Origin of the sequence: Rhodococcus sp. Chr-9 (assembly GCF_000801125.1) — a bacterium.
Classification (GTDB): domain Bacteria; phylum Actinomycetota; class Actinomycetes; order Mycobacteriales; family Mycobacteriaceae; genus Rhodococcus; species Rhodococcus pyridinivorans.
On the sequence record NZ_JTIZ01000099.1, the window covers coordinates 1 to 16,658 of the forward strand.

The window sequence follows — 16,658 nt, forward strand, 5'->3', positions numbered from 1 at the left end:
CGGGGTCGATCGACACCCGCCCCTACCAAGTGCGAAGAGCCGCTTTGTCGACCGTGGACAAGATCTGACGTGGCACGCCGGGCACGCGTCGACGCGGAACTGGTGCGGCGGGGTCTGGCGCGCTCCCGCGAGCACGCCAGCGAACTGATCGCCGCAGGTCGGGTGCTGATCGCCGGCACCGTGGCCTCCAAACCGGCGACCGCCGTCGAACCGAACACGCCGCTGATCGTCACCGAGGGGAGCGACGAGGTCTCCTGGGCGTCCCGCGGTGCCCACAAGCTCCTCGGCGCCCTCGAAGCGTTCGCACCGCAGGGGTTGCAGGTGTCGGGGCGTCGCTGCCTCGACGCCGGCGCGTCGACCGGCGGTTTCACCGATGTCCTGCTGCACGAGGGTGCCGCGGAGGTCGTCGCAGTGGACGTCGGCTACGGCCAGCTGATCTGGCGCCTGCAGTCCGACGAGCGTGTCCACGTGATCGATCGAACGAATGTGCGTAGCATCGACGCGGAGACGATCGACGGGCGTGTCGACCTGGTGGTCGCGGACCTGTCGTTCATCTCGCTGAAGTTGGTGTTGCCGGCGTTCGTCGCCTGCGTCGCCCCCGGCGGCGACCTGCTGCCGATGGTCAAACCGCAGTTCGAGGTGGGCAAGGACCGGGTCGGCAGCGGTGGCGTGGTGCGCGATCCGGCGCTGCGCACCGAGGCGGTGCTCGACGTCGCGCGCGAAGCGCAACGCCAGGGTCTGCTCACCCTCGGAGCGGTGGCGAGTCCGCTGCCCGGACCGTCCGGGAACGTCGAGTACTTCCTGTGGCTGCGGGCCGGAGAGCCGGGGCCGGCGGAACTCGACCCTGCGGTGGTCGAACTGATCGAGCGTGCGGTGCAGGAAGGACCACAGTGAGCGAAGAGACCGCCGCGGAGGGCGCGGTGCGATCGGGCCGGGAGATCCTGCTGGTCTCCCATTCGGGGCGCGACGAGATCGCCGGCACCGCGCTGCGGGTCGCCAAGATGCTCGGTGAGGCCGGTATCGGTCTGCGCACCCTCGACGACGAGGCGGTGAGCAACGGACTCGGCGTCCTCGCCCTGCCGGGCAGTTTCATCAGCGTCGTCGAACCGGGACCGGAGGCGGCCGCCGGCTGCGAGATGGTGATCGTCCTCGGGGGCGACGGCAGCTTCCTGCGGGCCGCCGAACTCGCGCAGTACTCGGCGGTGCCCGTCCTCGGGATCAACCTCGGTCGCATCGGTTTCCTCGCCGAGTCCGAGGCCGAACACCTCGAGGAAGCGCTCATGCAGGTGGTGCGCCGCGAGTACCGCGTCGAACAACGCATGACGCTCGACGTGACGGTGCGCATGGACGCCGAGGTCCTCGACCGCGGGTGGGCGCTCAACGAGGCGAGTCTCGAGAACAAGTCGCGGCTCGGGGTCCTCGAGGTGGTGCTCGAGGTCGACGGTCGTCCGGTCTCGTCGTTCGGCTGCGACGGTGTCCTCGTCGCCACCCCGACGGGATCGACGGCCTACGCCTTCTCGGCCGGCGGACCGATCGTCTGGCCCGAACTCGAAGCGCTGCTGGTGATCCCGAGCAATGCACACGCTCTGTTCGCGCGCCCGCTGGTAACCAGCCCCGAGTCGATCATCGCCGTCGAGACCCTCGCCGGCGGCCACGACGGGGTGGTCTTCTGCGACGGTCGCCGCATCATCGACGTCCCGGCCGGGGCCCGGCTCGAAGTGGTGCGAGGATGCGATCCGGTCCGCTGGGTGCGGCTCGATTCGGCACCGTTCGCGGATCGGATGGTGCGCAAGTTCGAACTTCCGGTGAAGGGCTGGCGGGGAAGGAAACTCTGAGATGCTCGCAGAGATCCGGATCGACAACCTGGGTGTGATCTCCGAGGCGTACGCGCGCTTCCACGGGGGACTGACGGTGCTCACCGGCGAGACCGGTGCCGGCAAGACGATGGTCGTCACGAGCCTGCATCTGCTCTCCGGGGTGCGCGCCGACCCCTCCCGGGTACGGGTCGGCGCCAACCGCGCCGTGGTCGAAGGACGCTTCGAGATCGAACCGGCGCCCAGCCACATCGAACAGCAGATCGCCGAACTGCTCGAGGCCACCGGCGCCCAGCGGGACGAGGACGGCAGCATCATCGCCGTGCGCACCGTCGGCAGCGACGGCCGCTCCCGCGCCCACCTCGGCGGACGCAGCGTGCCGGTGGGGGTGCTGTCCGAATTCACCGGGCCGCTGCTGACCGTGCACGGCCAGAACGACCAGCTGCGGCTCCTGCGTCCCGACGAGCAGCGCGCCGCGCTCGACCGGTTCGGCGGCAAGACCGTCGCCGGTCTGCTCGACCGCTACCGAACCCGGCGACGCCGCTGGCTCGAGGCCCGCGCCGAACTGCAGGAACGCACCGAACGGTCGCGTGAGCTCGCGCAGGAGGCCGATCGCTTGCACTTCGGTCTCGACGAGATCGACCGCGTCGCACCCGAACCGGGGGAGGACACCCGCATCGTCGACGAGGTGCGGCGCCTGTCCGACCTCGACTCGCTGCGCGAGGCGGCCACCGTCGCGCACAACGCCCTCGCCGGCGACGACAGCGGCGACGCCGACGCGTACTCGGCGGCACTCGACCTGCTCGGCGAGGCCCGCGCCCGCCTCGAGGGCTGCGACGATCCCGCCCTGCGCGAGCTCGGGCCCCGCCTCGGCGAGGCGATCGCGGTGGTCACCGACGTCACCGGCGACATCTCCGGTTATCTGTCCGACCTGCCGTCCGACCCGAGCGCGCTCGAGACCCTGCTCAACCGGCAGGCGGAACTGAAGAACCTCACCCGCAAGTACGCCGCCGACATAGACGGCGTGCTCGAGTGGGCGCGCGAGGCCCGCGAACGCCTGTCCGGACTGGACGTCTCCGCGGAGGCGATCGACAAGCTCGCCGCCGAGGTCGACGCGGAGGCCGCCGCGACCGCGGAGACCGCCACCGCGCTGTCGGCGGCGCGGCACAAGGTCGCCGGCAAACTCGCGAAGGCCGTGAGCAAGGAACTGTCCGGCCTCGCGATGGGGCGCGCCGTGCTCGACGTGCACATCGCCGACCGCGCGGCGACCGTGAGCGACACCGCCCCGCTGTCGGTCGGCGACCGGCTCCTGCACGCCGGCGAATCCGGGATCGACGAGGTGGAGTTCCGGCTCGCTCCGCACAGCGACGCCCCGGCCCGCCCGCTCGCCCGCAGCGCGTCCGGCGGTGAGCTCTCCCGCGTCATGCTCGCCCTCGAAGTGGTGCTCGCCGGTTCCGAGCGCGGCGCGACGATGGTCTTCGACGAGGTCGACGCCGGGGTCGGTGGCCGCGCCGCCGTCGAGATCGGCCGGCGTCTCGCGCGCCTGTCGCGCACCCACCAGGTCATCGTGGTCACGCACCTGCCGCAGGTCGCGGCGTTCGCCGACACCCATCTCGTCGTCGACAAGGTCGACGACCGGGCCGGGGTGATCAGCAGCGGGGTGCGCACCCTCAGCGAGGAGGAGAGGGTTACCGAACTGGCCCGCATGCTCGCCGGTCTCGACGACACCGAGACCGGACGTGCGCACGCCGAGGAACTGCTGGCCGTCGCCCACGCCGAGCGCACCGGCTGACCCGCCCGGCGCGCCGGGGTGATGTTCACACGACTACCGGCGCGCCTCCACAACCTCACTCGTATACCGGCGCATCATCTCTTGCATGAAGATGCCGGCGCTGCTGTCCCGTAACAACGAAACGTTGCCCGGAGTGAGTGGCATTGCCCGGGTCGACAGGAACACCGCGAAGCTGCTGCGCCGGATCGGTCCCGGCGACGTGGTCGTCCTCGACGCCATCGACCTCGATCGTGTCACCGCCGACGCGCTCGTCGAGGCGGGCGTCACCGCGGTGATCAACGCGTCCCCGTCGATCTCGGGCCGGTACCCGAATCTCGGTCCCGAAGTGATCGTCGCGCACGACATCGTGCTCGTCGACAACGTCGGCACCGAGGTCTTCAAGAAGATCAAGGACGGCGCGAAGGTCCGGGTGCACGAGGGTGGCGTGTACGCGGGGGAGAAGCTGCTCATCGAGGGCGACGAGCAGACCGACATCGAGATCTCCGACCGCATGATCGAGGCGCGAACCGGGCTCGTCGATCATCTCGAGGCGTTCTCGGGCAACACCATCGAGTTCATCCGCTCGGAGAGCCCGCTGCTCATCGACGGCGTCGGCATCCCCGACATCGACCTGGACCTGCGCGACCGGCACGTCGTCGTCGTCTCCGACGGCCCCGGGCATGTGCAGGACCTCAAGGATCTCAAGCCGTTCATCAAGGAGTACTCACCGATCCTGGTGGGCGTCGGCCCCGGCGCGGACGCCCTCTCCAAGGCGGGCTATCGCCCTGACCTCATCGTCGGCGACCCCGACGAGATCGGCACTTCCACCCTCAAATCGGGCGCCGAAGTGGTGCTGCCCGCCGACCCGGACGGCCACGCCCCGGGTCTCGAGCGGATACAGGATCTCGGCATCGGCGCGATGACCTTCCCCGCCGTCGGCACCCCCACCGACCTGGCGCTGCTGCTCGTCGAGCATCACGGTGCGGCGCTGGTGGTGACCGTCGGCAGCACTGTCTCGCTCGACGAGTTCTTCGACCACGGCCGTCGCGACACCAATCCGTCGGCGGTGATGACCCGTCTGAAGGTCGGGCCGAAACTCGTCGATGCGAAGGCGGTGGCCACCCTCTACCGCAGCCGCGTCTCGGGCGGCGTGATCGCCCTGCTCGTCTTCGCGGCCCTCATCGCCGTGATCGCCGCACTCGCCGTGTCCAATCTCGGTGCCGACGTCGTCGAACTCGCCCGGCAGTGGTGGGACTCCGCCGTCGAGTGGATTCGGGGTCTGCGCGCGTGATCTCGATGCGCCATCACGCCGTCTCCCTGGTGGCGGTGTTCCTCGGCCTGGCGGTCGGGATCGTGCTCGGCTCCGGATTGCTGGCCGACAGCGTCGTCTCCGGCTTGCGCGACGACAAGGCCGAGCTGCGCCGCGAGATCCAGGAGGCCGAGGACCACGGCAGCCGGCTCGAGGCACAACTGCTCGCCGCCGACGGGTTCGACTCGACCGTCGGCCCGCGGATCGTGCGCGACGAACTCCTCGACCGCACCGTCCTTCTCGTGACCACCCCGGACGCCGCACCCGAGGACGTCGACGCCGTCGTGCGGTCCGTCGGTGATGCCGGCGGCCGGGTCACCGCCCGGATCGCGCTGACCGATTCGTTCGTCGACGCCTCCGGCACCGACCAGCTCCGCACAACCGTCACCAACGTCGTGCCCGCCGGCGTGGAACTGCAGACCGGCGCCGTCGACCCGGGCAGCCTCGCCGGGGATCTGCTCGGCGCGGTGCTGCTCGTCGACCCGGGCACCGGGCAACCGCGCAGCACCCCCGAGGAACGCGCCCTCGCCCTGACCACGCTGCGCAGCGGCGGTTTCGTCACCTACGAGGACGGTCAGGTCGAACCGGCCCAGAGCGCCCTCGTTGTCACCGGCGACCACAGCGGCAACGCCGAACGCGCCGGCAATCGCGGGTCGCTCATCGCGCGCTTCGCCGGGGTCGTCGACGGCCGCGGCGCCGGCGCGGTGCTCGCCGGCCGCACGGGGGCAGCGGAGGGCAACGGACCGATCGCCGTCGTGCGGGCCGACGCCGCGCTCGCCGCGGGCCTGTCCACGGTCGACAATCTCGACCGCGAATCGGGGCGCCTGACGACGGTTCTGGCGCTGCGCGAGCAGTACGACGGGGGCACCGGCCGGTACGGGACGGGGCCGAGCGCCACCGCCGTCACAGTCGGCTCCCCGGCCCGCTGAGCGTCGCCGCCTGTGACGTCGATTGCACCGAGGGTCGGCAATCGCGAGTCGGGTACGCGCCCGCCCACGGAGGTGTTACCGTGAAGTTCCGTGGGTCGGCAGGCCCCAGCTGTATCGCATCAGTCCAAAAGTCCTGCACCTGACGTCACGGGAGCTTCTTTGCCACAGTCACGCCACTCGCGTACCCCTACCAAGCACATCTTCGTCAGCGGGGGCGTCGCGTCCTCTCTCGGCAAGGGGCTCACAGCGTCGAGCCTGGGCACTCTGCTCACCGCACGCGGCATGCGCGTGACGATGCAGAAGCTCGACCCGTACCTCAATGTCGACCCCGGCACGATGAACCCGTTCCAGCACGGTGAGGTCTTCGTCACCGAGGACGGCGCCGAGACCGACCTCGACGTGGGCCACTACGAGCGCTTCCTCGACCGCGACCTGTCCGCCGACGCGAACGTCACCACCGGCCAGGTGTACTCCACGGTCATCGCCAAGGAACGCCGCGGCGAATATCTCGGCGACACCGTGCAGGTCATCCCGCACATCACCGACGAGATCAAGCGCCGCATCCTCGCGATGGCCGCACCCGACTCCGAGGGCCAGACCCCCGACGTGGTGATCACCGAGATCGGCGGCACCGTCGGCGACATCGAGTCGCAGCCCTTCCTCGAGGCCGCCCGCCAGGTGCGCCACGAGGTCGGCCGCGACAACTGCTTCTTCCTGCACGTCTCGCTCGTGCCCTATCTCGGGCCGTCCGGTGAGCTGAAGACCAAGCCCACCCAGCACTCGGTGGCCGCGCTGCGCAACATCGGTATCCAGCCCGACGCGCTCGTACTGCGCTGCGACCGCGACGTGCCGGCCTCGCTCAAGGCGAAGATCTCGCTGATGTGCGACGTCGACGTCGCCGGCTGCATCTCCTGCCCCGACGCGCCGAGCATCTACGACATCCCGAAGGTGCTGCACAGCGAGGGACTCGACGCCTACGTCGTGCGCCAGCTCGGCCTGCCCTTCCGGGACGTCGACTGGACCGTGTGGGGCAACCTGCTCGAGCGGGTCCACAACCCCCGCGAGACCGTCGAGGTCGCGCTCGTCGGCAAGTACATCGACCTGCCCGACGCCTACCTGTCGGTCACCGAGGCGCTGCGCGCCGGCGGTTTCGCGCACCGCGCGAAGGTCAAGATCCGCTGGGTCGCCTCCGACGAGTGCGAGACCGAGGCCGGTGCCGAGAAGCACCTCGGCGACGTCGACGCCGTCCTGATCCCCGGCGGCTTCGGCATCCGCGGTATCGAGGGCAAGCTCGGCGCCATCCGGTTCGCCCGCACCCGCCGGATCCCGCTGCTCGGCCTGTGCCTGGGCCTGCAGTGTGTCGTCATCGAGGCCGCGCGGTCGGTCGGCATCGAGGACGCGTCGTCCACCGAGTTCGATCCCGACACCACCGCCCCGGTGATCTCCACGATGGCGGACCAGGAACAGGCGGTCGCCGGTGAGGCCGATCTCGGCGGCACCATGCGTCTCGGTGCCTACCCGGCCACGCTGAAGAAGGGCTCGGTCGTGGCCAGGGCCTACGGCAGCGAGCAGGTCTCCGAACGGCACCGGCACCGCTACGAGGTCAACAACGCCTACCGCGACAAGATCGCCAAGTCCGGTCTGGTGTTCTCCGGCACCTCCCCGGACGGGCGGCTCGTCGAGTTCGTCGAGTACCCGGCCGAGCAGCATCCGTTCTTCGTCGCCACCCAGGCGCACCCGGAACTCAAGAGCCGGCCCACCCGCCCGCACCCGCTGTTTTCCGGCCTCGTTGCCGCGGCACTGCAGTACAAGGCGGCTGAGCGACTCCCGGTCGACATCCACGGCGAGAGCAGCACCTCCGAGGAATCGGTCGGCTCGACCGCGTCGACGTCCACCGCCGGCGACGCCGAGTAGTCGACATGGCGCAGCGACACGACTTCCGCACCCTGGACAGCCGGCGGATCTACACGGGCGCCATCGTGTCGCTGCGCGTCGACAACGTGGCGATGCCCGACGGGCACACCGCCGAACGCGAAGTGGTCGAACACCACGGTGCGGTCGCGGTGGTGGCCGTCGACGAGAAGGACCGGGTGGTGCTCGTGCACCAGTACCGGCACCCGCTCGGCCGGCGACTGTGGGAACTGCCCGCCGGGCTGCTCGACGCACCCGGCGAGGACCCCCTCGACACCGCCCGCCGCGAACTCGCCGAGGAGACCGGCCTGGCCGCCGCCGACTGGGAACTCCTCGTCGACCTCGCGCTCTCACCCGGATTCACCGACGAAGCCGTGCGCGTCTTCGCCGCCCGCGGCTTGAGCGAGGTCGACCGGCCCGAACCCGAGCACGAGGAGGCCGATCTCGAGGTCCGCCGCGTCCCGGTGGACGAGGCCGTGGCGATGGTGCTGCGCGGGGAGATCGTCAACGCCACCGCGGTGTCCGGTCTCCTCGCGTTCGCAACCGCCCGCGCGACGGGCACCGCGACCCGCGCACCGGACGCGCCGTGGCCGGACCGGCCCACCACCTTCGCTCGCACGCGCGCGGAGGGGTGAGCAGTGCTGCCCGGTGAGGAGCGTCCCGCCACGCAGGTCGCTCCGCAGCCGTCCCCGACACTCACCGGGCAACTCGACGCCTATCTCGCGCACCTGACCGTCGAACGGGGGGTCGCGACGAACACCCTCGCCTCCTACCGCCGCGACCTGCTGCGCTACGTCGAACACCTCACCGACATCCACATCGGTGACCTCGCCGACGTGCACGAACACCACATCAGCGACTTCGCCGCGAGCCTGCGCCGCGGAGACCCGGAACGCAACCGCCCGGCGCTGGCAGCGAGCTCGGCCGCCCGCGCCCTGATCGCCGTGCGCGGCCTGCACCGCTTCGCCGCGGCCGAAGGACAGACCCCGGTCGACGTCGCCCGCACCGTCAAACCCCCGGCGGCCGGGCGTCGCCTGCCCAAGGCGCTGACCGTCGACCAGGTCACCGCGATCCTCGACGCCGCCGGCCGCGACGCCGCCGGCCGCGACGCCGACGGACCCCGCAGCATGCGCGACCGCGCCCTGCTCGAACTGCTGTACTCCACCGGCGCCCGCATCTCCGAGGCCGTCGGGCTCGACGTCGACGACATCGACACCGAATCACGCTCCGTGCTGCTGCGCGGCAAGGGCGGCAAACAGCGACTCGTCCCGGTCGGACGCCCGGCGCTCGGCGCGCTCGACGCCTATCTCGTGCGGGGACGACCCGCCCTGACAACCGGCCGCACCGCCGCGGTCTTCCTCAACGCGCGCGGCGGCCGCCTGTCGCGGCAGAGCGCGTGGAAGGTGCTGCAGACCGCCGCCGAGCGCGCCGGAGTCGACGTCGGGGTGTCGCCGCACACGCTGCGGCACTCCTTCGCGACGCACCTGCTCGACGGTGGCGCCGACGTACGCGTGGTACAGGAGTTACTGGGGCATGCTTCTGTGACGACCACGCAGATATACACCCTGGTCACCGCCGGTGCCCTCCGCGAGGTATGGGCGCAGGCGCATCCGCGGGCACGATGACCGACTCCGCAGGGGACGCGTGTCCGTGCGGTGATCCTGCCGACGAAGCGGTAGCGTTCTGGGGACGAGCCGCCGGGTCACCCGACGGGTCGACGAGAAGACATCCGGGTCGCAAGACAGGGGGAGTACCGAACGTGGGCACACCTCGGCCACCCGCCACGTACACGGAGCCGGAGCACCTCCGGTCGAACACCGTCCCGGTCGACGCACACGGCCGCGAGGACACCGACAGAATGTCCACCACCGAGCCTTCCACCACCTCCGGAACCGCTGCCGAGTCCGATCTCGGACCGACCGGCCGGCCACGCCGTCCCGTCCCGGAACCGGTGCCGTTGTCCACCCACGGACCGGCCCGCATCATCGCGATGTGCAACCAGAAGGGCGGGGTCGGCAAGACCACCTCGACCATCAACCTCGGGGCGTCCCTCGCCGAGTACGGGCGCCGCGTCCTGCTCGTCGACCTCGACCCGCAGGGCGCACTGTCCGCCGGACTCGGTGTCGCCCACCACGATCTCGATCTCACCGTGCACAACCTGCTCGTCGAACCGCGGGTGTCCACCGACGACGTGCTCGTGCGCACCCACGTCGAGGGCCTCGACCTGCTGCCGAGCAACATCGACCTGTCGGCGGCCGAGATCCAGCTCGTCTCCGAGGTCGGCCGCGAACAGGCCCTGGGCCGCGCCCTGTACCCGGTGCTCGACCGCTACGACTACATCCTCGTCGACTGCCAGCCGTCGCTGGGGTTGCTCACCGTCAACGCGCTCGCCTGCGCCGACTCGGTGCTCATCCCCATGGAATGCGAGTTCTTCAGCCTGCGCGGCCTGGCGCTGCTCAACGACACCGTCGCCAAGGTCCGCGACCGGCTCAACCCGAAGCTGACCGTTGCCGGCATCCTCGTCACCATGTTCGATCAGCGCACCCTGCACGGTCGTGAGGTGATGTCGCGGGTCGTGGAGGTCTTCGGCGATCTCGTCTACGACGCCGTCATCAACCGCACCGTCAAGTTCCCCGAGACCAGCGTCGCCGGCGAACCCATCACCCGCTGGGCGCCCACCTCTGCCGGCGCCGAATCGTACCGCGCACTCGCGCGGGAAGTGATCCACCGGAGCGGTCGCTGAGCCCCGTGCACGCTCCCGTCCAGGACTCTGCGGACACCGGCACGGCGCCCGATGTGGAGGTCGACGCGGTGGTCCTCGAGGAACCCACCGAACCGGACCGGCCGGAGGTCGAGGAGACCACCTCGGGCTTCCATGTGCGCCTGCGCAACTTCGAGGGGCCGTTCGACCTGCTGCTCACCCTCATCTCGCAGCGTCGCCTCGACGTCACCGAGGTGACTCTCCACGAGGTCACCGACGACTTCATCGCCTACACCCGCAAACTCGGTCCCGAACTCGGCCTCGATCAGACCACCGAGTTCCTGGTCGTCGCCGCGACCCTGCTCGACCTCAAAGCCGCCCGGCTGCTGCCCGCCGGCGAGGTCGACGACCCCGAGGATCTCGCCTTGCTCGAGGCCCGCGACCTGCTGTTCGCGCGTCTACTGCAGTACCGGGCCTACAAGCAGATCGCCGAACAGTTCGCCGCCCTCGAGGCCGCCGCCCTGCGCCGCTATCCGCGCGCGGTGTCGCTCGAGGAGTGCTACGAGAATCTCGTACCGGAGGTCGTGCTCGGTGTCGACGCGCACCGCTTCGCCGAGATCGCGGCCGCGGCGTTCCGGCCGAAACCACCACCGACCGTCGGCCTCGACCACCTGCACACCCCGAAGGTGTCGGTTCCCGAACAGGCCGCCCACATCCTCGGCCTGCTGCGCGCCCGCGGCGCCGGCGTCTGGGTCGGATTCGACGAACTCGTCGCCGACTGCGATCTCGGACTGCTCGTCGTCGCCCGGTTCCTCGCGCTGCTCGAGCTCTACCGCGAACGTGCCGTCACCTTCGAACAACCCGACCCACTCGGACATCTGCAGGTCGCGTGGACAGGGGAGACCGACGGGGAGGCCATCGATTTCGAGGAGGACTACGGGTGAACGACGACACCGTTGCGCGGGAGCACGCGGACGACACCGTCGCGCGGGAGCACGCGGACGACGCTGCGCCCGAGAGTGACGCTGCGCCCGAGAGTGACGCTGCGCCGGGGAGCGCGGACCACACCGCGCGGGAACGTGACGAAGACGCTGCTGCGCCGGAACGCGCGTGGGACGGTGAACTTCTCGAGATCGCCGCCGACGAACTCACTGCGGCACTCGAGGCACTGTTGCTCGTCGTCGACACCCCCGCGCCGACCGAGCAGCTCGCGACCGCCATCGGGGTCACCGCCGACCACGCCGAGGCCGCACTGCGGCGTCTCGCACAGGACCTCACCGCGCGCGGATCCGGCATCGACCTGCGGTTCGCGGGCGACGGCTGGCGCTTCTACACGCGCCGCGATTTCGCGCCCTACGTCGAGAAGCTGCTGCAGGGTGGCGCGCGCACCAAGCTCACCCGCGCCGCACTCGAGACGCTCGCCGTGATCGCCTACCGGCAACCGGTCACGCGCAGCCGTGTCCGTGCCGTGCGTGGCGTCAACGTCGACGGGGTGATGCGCACCCTGCTCGCGCGGGATCTGATCGCCGAGGCGGGCACCGATCCGGAGACCGGCGGCACGCTCTACGTCACCACGGAGCTGTTCCTCGAACGCCTCGGCCTGGCATCTCTGCAGGATCTGCCGCCCGTTGCGCCGCTTCTGCCCGATGTCGATGTGATCGACGACATCGCCGACAGTCTCGAGTCGGACCCACGATTTGAGAGAATGGGTAGGAACGCGCGTCCCGAGACTCTCTCGCCCGCGGAGTTCGATCCAGAGAACTGACAGGAACCAAGTGAATACACCCGCTCGCCGTGATGGCACACCGGACCGTAGAAGAGACAATCCCCGTAGCGCGAACACGCGCAACACCGGGGGATCCCGCTCGGGACGCGCGGAAGCACCGCGTTCCGGAGGACGCACCGAAGCTCCCCGCTCGGGGCGCGCAGGGGCTCCCCGTTCGGGGGAGCACACCGACTCACCCCGCTCCGATCGCCGGGCCACTCCCGGCCAGTCGGCCGGAGGTCGCAATCCGGCACAGTCGGCCGGAGGTCGCAAACCGGCACAGTCGGCCGGAGGTCGCAAACCGGCACAGTCGGCCGCCGGTCGCAAACCGCACCGCAAGGGCACCTCGACCGGTAAGCCCTCCAAGCCTGCCGCCAAGCGCGTCGCGCAGCGCGTCGTTCCGACCGTGAGCAACGCCCGTCCCGCGCGGCACCAGCATCGCGAGGCCGGCCCCGCCCAGCTGCCCGCCGGTGAAGGCGTGCGGCTGCAGAAGGTGCTCGCCCAGGCCGGCGTCGCCTCGCGCCGCGCCGCCGAGGAACTCATCGCCGCGGGTCGCGTCGAGGTCGACGGCAACATCGTCGTCGAGCAGGGCCTGCGCGTGGACCCGGAGAACGCCGTGATCCGGGTCGACGGCGTCCGCGTCGTCATCAACAAGGATCTCGTGCACCTCGTGCTGAACAAGCCCCGCGGCTGGCAGTCCACGATGTCCGATGATCTCGGCCGTCCGTGCGTCGGCGACATCGTCTCCGAACGCGTCGCCGCCGGGCAGCGCCTGTTCCACGTCGGTCGTCTCGACGCCGACACCGAAGGGCTGCTGCTGCTCACCAACGACGGCGAACTGGCCCATCGGCTGATGCACCCGTCCTTCGAGGTGCCCAAGACCTATCTGGCGACCGTCAAGGGTGTGCTCGCCCGCGGTGTCGGCAAGCAGCTCAAGGCAGGCATCGAACTCGAGGACGGACCCGCTTCCGTCGACGAGTTCTCGCTGCTCGAGGTCCACGAGGGCCAGTCGCTGGTGCGGCTCGTGCTGCACGAGGGGCGCAAGCACATCGTGCGACGTCTGCTCGATGCGGTCGGGTTCCCCGTGATCCGGCTCGTGCGCACCAACATCGGTCCCGTGGCGCTCGGCGACCAGCGTCCCGGCACCCTCCGTGTCCTCGGCCGCAACGAGGTCGGGGGCCTGTACCAGGCGGTGATGCTGTGACCGGCGCACCGGCCGACGCGTTGGTCGTCGCGATGGACGGGCCGTCCGGCACGGGCAAGTCCACCGTCTCCAAGCGTCTCGCGCAGCATCTCGGTGCCGCCTATCTCGACACCGGCGCGATGTACCGCATCGCGACGCTGCACGCCCTGCGCCGCGGCACCGATCTGACCGATCCGGCCGCGATCGCCGCGGTCACCGCCGGCCTGCCGTGGTCGATCGGCACCGACCCCACCGTCGAGGACATCCGCCTCGACGGGGACGACGTGCGCGAGGTCATCCGCGGCGCCGAGGTCACGGCCGCGGTCTCCGCGGTCTCCGCCGTGCCCGAGGTGCGCACCCTGCTCGTCGAGGCCCAGCAGCGGCTCGGCCGCGCCGAGCACCGCGTCGTGATCGAAGGACGCGACATCGGCACCGTCGTCTTCCCCGACGCGGACGTGAAGATCTTCCTCACCGCTTCGGCGGAGGCCCGCGCGCACCGGCGCAACAACCAGAACATCGCCGAGGGTCGCGGCGACGACTACGAGGCGGTCCTCGCCGCGGTGCAGCGCCGCGACCACCTCGACTCCACCCGCGCGGTGTCCCCGCTGCGCGCGGCGGACGACGCGGTCGTCGTGGACACCAGCGACATGAACATCGACGAGGTGATCGCCGCGCTGCTCGCGGTGGTCGCCGAGCAGACTGGAGCGAAGCTGTGAGCGACGACCTGAGTACCGACTACACCGGGTTCGACGGCGACGGCACGTGGTCGGAAGAAGGCGACTGGGACATCGAATTCGCCGAGGGCGGCGACCTCGAGGAGTTCGTCCCGGTCCCGACCGTCGCCGTGGTCGGCCGACCGAACGTCGGCAAATCCACCCTGGTCAACCGCATCATCGGCCGACGGGAAGCCGTCGTCGAGGACGTCCCGGGCGTCACCCGCGACCGCGTCTCGTACGAGGCGTCGTGGAACGGCCGCCGGTTCATGGTGCAGGACACCGGCGGATGGGAACCCGACGCGAAGGGCATGCAGCAGTCCGTGGCCCGCCAGGCGGAGGTCGCGATGCGCACCGCCGACGCGATCCTCGTCGTCGTCGATGCCACCGTGGGCGCCACCAGCGTGGACGAGGCCGTCGCGAAGGTGCTGCGTCGGTCGAAGACTCCGGTGCTGCTCGTGGCGAACAAGGTAGACGACGACCGTGTCGAATCCGAAGCCGCGACACTGTGGTCCCTCGGACTCGGCCAGCCCTATTCGGTATCGGCCACCCACGGTCGCGGCACCGGTGATCTGCTCGACGAGCTGCTCGCCAAGCTGCCGGCCACGCCCCGCGAGGGTACCGGTGGGGAAGGGCCTCGCCGCGTCGCGCTGGTGGGCAAGCCGAACGTCGGCAAGTCGAGCCTGCTCAACAAGCTCGCCGGCGACGAACGGTCGGTGGTGCACGACATCGCCGGCACCACCGTCGACCCGGTGGACTCGATCGTCGAGCTCGGCGGCAAGCCGTGGCGCTTCGTCGACACCGCCGGTCTGCGCAAGCGCGTCAACAGTGCGTCCGGCGCCGAGTTCTACGCCTCCCTGCGCACGCGGGGTGCGATCGACGCGGCCGAGGTGGCGGTGCTGCTCATCGACGCCTCGCAGCCCATCACCGAGCAGGACCAGCGGGTTATCACGATGGTCGTCGAGTCCGGGCGCGCCCTGGTGATCGCGTTCAACAAGTGGGATCTCGTCGACGAGGATCGCCGCTACGAACTCGGCCGCGAGATCGACCGCGACCTGTTGCGGGTGCCGTGGGCATCGCGGGTGAACATCTCCGCCAAGACCGGTCGCGCCGTGCAGAAGCTCGTCCCGGCCATGGAGACGGCCCTCGAGTCGTGGGACAAGCGCATCTCGACCGGACGCCTGAACTCGTGGCTCAAGGAGGTCGTGGCCGCGACTCCGCCGCCGATGCGCGGCGGTCGCCTGCCCCGGGTGTTGTTCGCCACCCAGGCGGCCACGCGGCCGCCGACCTTCGTGCTGTTCACCACGGGCTTCCTCGAGGCCGGCTACCGCCGCTTCCTCGAGCGTCGCCTGCGGGAGGAGTTCAACTTCGACGGCAGTCCCGTGCGGATCTCGGTGCGCGTGCGGGAGAAGCGCGACCGCCGCAAGTGAGCTCCCGACGTCCGGTCGTGAAAACGCGCTGACCAGCCGATTAGTGTTTCGGTCCGTTCCTGTTGTAATCTCTGAGAGCGCTCGGAGAGAGCGCGGACGGGCTGTGGCGCAGCTTGGTAGCGCACTTGACTGGGGGTCAAGTGGTCGCAGGTTCAAATCCTGTCAGCCCGACGTAAACGCCCAGGTGAGAGTAAGTTTCTCGCCTGGGCTTCGTCATGTCCCGGGGGCGTTTTTGCCTGGTCCCCCGGCCGGCCGAGCAGCCGCGTCGGTGCGGTGCGCGACGTTGGCTCGGCGGCTTCCTGTGGATAAGGGGACCAGAGCCGCAGCGAAGCGGTCGATCGGCGGTCACAGCCTGCGCCCCTGCCGGGCTCGCGGTGCCTTGGACTTCGCGGCACCGCGAGACGATCTGCNCAGGGCGTTGGCCTGCCGGTAGTCGATTTTCACCTGGGCGAGGGCGGCCTGGAGCCTGAGCGAGTTGGTCCAGGCGTACTCGGGTCCCGGGCACCCCGGCGCCGGCGCACTCCAGCAACAGGCGGACGTTCGCTTCCCGCAGCCGCTCCAAGAAGGCGCCGATATCGCAGCCATAGACCCCGATCGTCATGATCGTGAGCATCGTATGCTCCCCATCTTCCTGCTGCTCGCGCCGGCGAGACCGGCACGAGCAGCAGGAGTGGCAAGGCCGCGTTACGCGACAGCGGTTCCTTCGAGTTCGATCATCTGACCGGGGATCGCCAGCCGCGTCACCCCGAGCATCGTGGTTGTGGGCGCGACGCCCGCGGCGCCGAGCCGCCCGGCGAGCACGCCGTAGTGCGGGAACAGCGCGTCCACGTCGGTGGTGTACACGTTGAGCCTGACGAGGTCTGTTAGGGACATGCCGGCCTCGGCGAGCACGGCTTCGAGGTTGTCCACGGCCAGCGCGAGCTGGGCCGCGATGTCCCCGTCGTGCTCGGGCCGGCCGTCCTTGCTCATCGCGGTCTGCCCGGAGATGTAGAGGGTCCGGGTGTGCCCTGCGACGACCTCGCCCTGGTTGAATCCCATCTCCTGCGACCATGTCACCGGGTTGACCGCTGTTCGTTCCATTGCCACTCCAATCGTTGCGACTGCGAGCGCCCGGCGGCCGGGTGGTCGCCGT

Annotated in this window: 15 protein-coding genes and 1 tRNA gene; 15 read left to right on the plus strand and 1 reads right to left on the minus strand. The window is 70.3% G+C overall.

What is annotated here, in order from left to right:
- The first annotated feature begins 69 nt into the window (after nucleotides 1-69).
- The 15 genes from QR64_RS14660 (at nucleotide 70) to QR64_RS14730 (ending at nucleotide 15,697) form a co-directional block, all read left to right on the plus strand.
- Nucleotides 70-894 (plus strand): TlyA family RNA methyltransferase, encoded by an 825-nt coding sequence (locus QR64_RS14660; RefSeq protein WP_019289624.1) that lies wholly within the window; start codon nucleotides 70-72, stop codon nucleotides 892-894.
- Nucleotides 891-1,835 carry an NAD kinase gene (locus tag QR64_RS14665; protein WP_006552721.1) on the plus strand — a complete coding sequence of 315 codons (945 nt, stop codon included), beginning with the start codon at nucleotides 891-893 and terminating at the stop codon, nucleotides 1,833-1,835. Before QR64_RS14660 ends, QR64_RS14665 begins: the two co-directional genes overlap by 4 nt.
- A 1-nt stretch (nucleotide 1,836) precedes the next feature.
- Nucleotides 1,837-3,606, plus strand: coding sequence for a DNA repair protein RecN (recN, locus tag QR64_RS14670; RefSeq protein ID WP_006552722.1), 1,770 nt, complete (start codon nucleotides 1,837-1,839; stop codon nucleotides 3,604-3,606).
- An 85-nt stretch (nucleotides 3,607-3,691) separates the two neighbouring features.
- On the plus strand, nucleotides 3,692-4,876 hold the full coding sequence (gene steA, locus QR64_RS14675) for a putative cytokinetic ring protein SteA (RefSeq protein ID WP_006552723.1): 1,185 nt from the start codon (nucleotides 3,692-3,694) through the stop codon (nucleotides 4,874-4,876).
- Entirely contained in the window at nucleotides 4,873-5,823 is a 951-nt protein-coding gene (locus QR64_RS14680; RefSeq protein WP_039585922.1) for a copper transporter, read from the plus strand. The genes steA and QR64_RS14680 overlap by 4 nt, the downstream gene beginning before the upstream one ends.
- A gap of 159 nt (nucleotides 5,824-5,982) precedes the next feature.
- Nucleotides 5,983-7,737 (plus strand): CTP synthase, encoded by a 1,755-nt coding sequence (locus QR64_RS14685; protein WP_082331809.1) that lies wholly within the window; start codon nucleotides 5,983-5,985, stop codon nucleotides 7,735-7,737.
- Between the two features lie 5 nt (nucleotides 7,738-7,742).
- Complete coding sequence (locus QR64_RS14690; RefSeq protein ID WP_019289619.1) at nucleotides 7,743-8,369, plus strand: NUDIX domain-containing protein; 627 nt, start codon at nucleotides 7,743-7,745, stop codon at nucleotides 8,367-8,369.
- 3 nt (nucleotides 8,370-8,372) lie between these two features.
- Nucleotides 8,373-9,359 (plus strand): site-specific tyrosine recombinase XerD, encoded by a 987-nt coding sequence (xerD, locus tag QR64_RS14695; protein ID WP_052227315.1) that lies wholly within the window; start codon nucleotides 8,373-8,375, stop codon nucleotides 9,357-9,359.
- A gap of 134 nt (nucleotides 9,360-9,493) precedes the next feature.
- Nucleotides 9,494-10,477, plus strand: a complete 984-nt coding sequence (locus tag QR64_RS14700) for a ParA family protein (protein WP_006552728.1) — start codon at nucleotides 9,494-9,496, stop codon at nucleotides 10,475-10,477.
- 5 nt (nucleotides 10,478-10,482) lie between these two features.
- Complete coding sequence (locus tag QR64_RS14705) at nucleotides 10,483-11,379, plus strand: segregation and condensation protein A (protein ID WP_039585924.1); 897 nt, start codon at nucleotides 10,483-10,485, stop codon at nucleotides 11,377-11,379.
- Nucleotides 11,380-11,567: 188 nt separating this feature from the next.
- Nucleotides 11,568-12,200, plus strand: a complete 633-nt coding sequence (scpB, locus tag QR64_RS14710) for an SMC-Scp complex subunit ScpB (protein WP_052040140.1) — start codon at nucleotides 11,568-11,570, stop codon at nucleotides 12,198-12,200.
- Between the two features lie 10 nt (nucleotides 12,201-12,210).
- Nucleotides 12,211-13,404, plus strand: a complete 1,194-nt coding sequence (locus QR64_RS14715) for a pseudouridine synthase (protein ID WP_235367154.1) — start codon at nucleotides 12,211-12,213, stop codon at nucleotides 13,402-13,404.
- A gap of 32 nt (nucleotides 13,405-13,436) precedes the next feature.
- On the plus strand, nucleotides 13,437-14,099 hold the full coding sequence (gene cmk / locus QR64_RS14720; protein WP_039585988.1) for a (d)CMP kinase: 663 nt from the start codon (nucleotides 13,437-13,439) through the stop codon (nucleotides 14,097-14,099).
- Nucleotides 14,096-15,526, plus strand: coding sequence for a ribosome biogenesis GTPase Der (gene der / locus QR64_RS14725; protein ID WP_019289613.1), 1,431 nt, complete (start codon nucleotides 14,096-14,098; stop codon nucleotides 15,524-15,526). The genes cmk and der overlap by 4 nt, the downstream gene beginning before the upstream one ends.
- 97 nt (nucleotides 15,527-15,623) lie before the next feature.
- A tRNA-Pro gene (locus QR64_RS14730) sits at nucleotides 15,624-15,697 on the plus strand.
- A 513-nt stretch (nucleotides 15,698-16,210) separates the two neighbouring features.
- Here QR64_RS14730 and QR64_RS14735 read toward each other — a convergent pair.
- The gene (locus QR64_RS14735) at nucleotides 16,211-16,606 is read right to left on the minus strand and encodes a RidA family protein (RefSeq protein ID WP_006552734.1); all 396 of its coding nucleotides are present in this window, start codon (nucleotides 16,604-16,606) and stop codon (nucleotides 16,211-16,213) included.
- Nucleotides 16,607-16,658: the final 52 nt, after the last annotated feature.

What these genes read in the sequence shown, in the direction of transcription:
- recN (WP_006552722.1), top strand. Translation starts at nt 1,837, where the DNA reads ATGCTCGCAGAGATCCGGATCGACAACCTGGGTGTGATCTCCGAGGCG.
- steA (WP_006552723.1), top strand. Translation starts at nt 3,692, where the DNA reads ATGAAGATGCCGGCGCTGCTGTCCCGTAACAACGAAACGTTGCCCGGA.
- QR64_RS14690 (WP_019289619.1), top strand. Translation starts at nt 7,743, where the DNA reads ATGGCGCAGCGACACGACTTCCGCACCCTGGACAGCCGGCGGATCTAC.
- cmk (WP_039585988.1), top strand. Translation starts at nt 13,437, where the DNA reads ATGGACGGGCCGTCCGGCACGGGCAAGTCCACCGTCTCCAAGCGTCTC.
- QR64_RS14735 (WP_006552734.1), bottom strand. Translation starts at nt 16,606, where the DNA reads ATGGAACGAACAGCGGTCAACCCGGTGACATGGTCGCAGGAGATGGGA.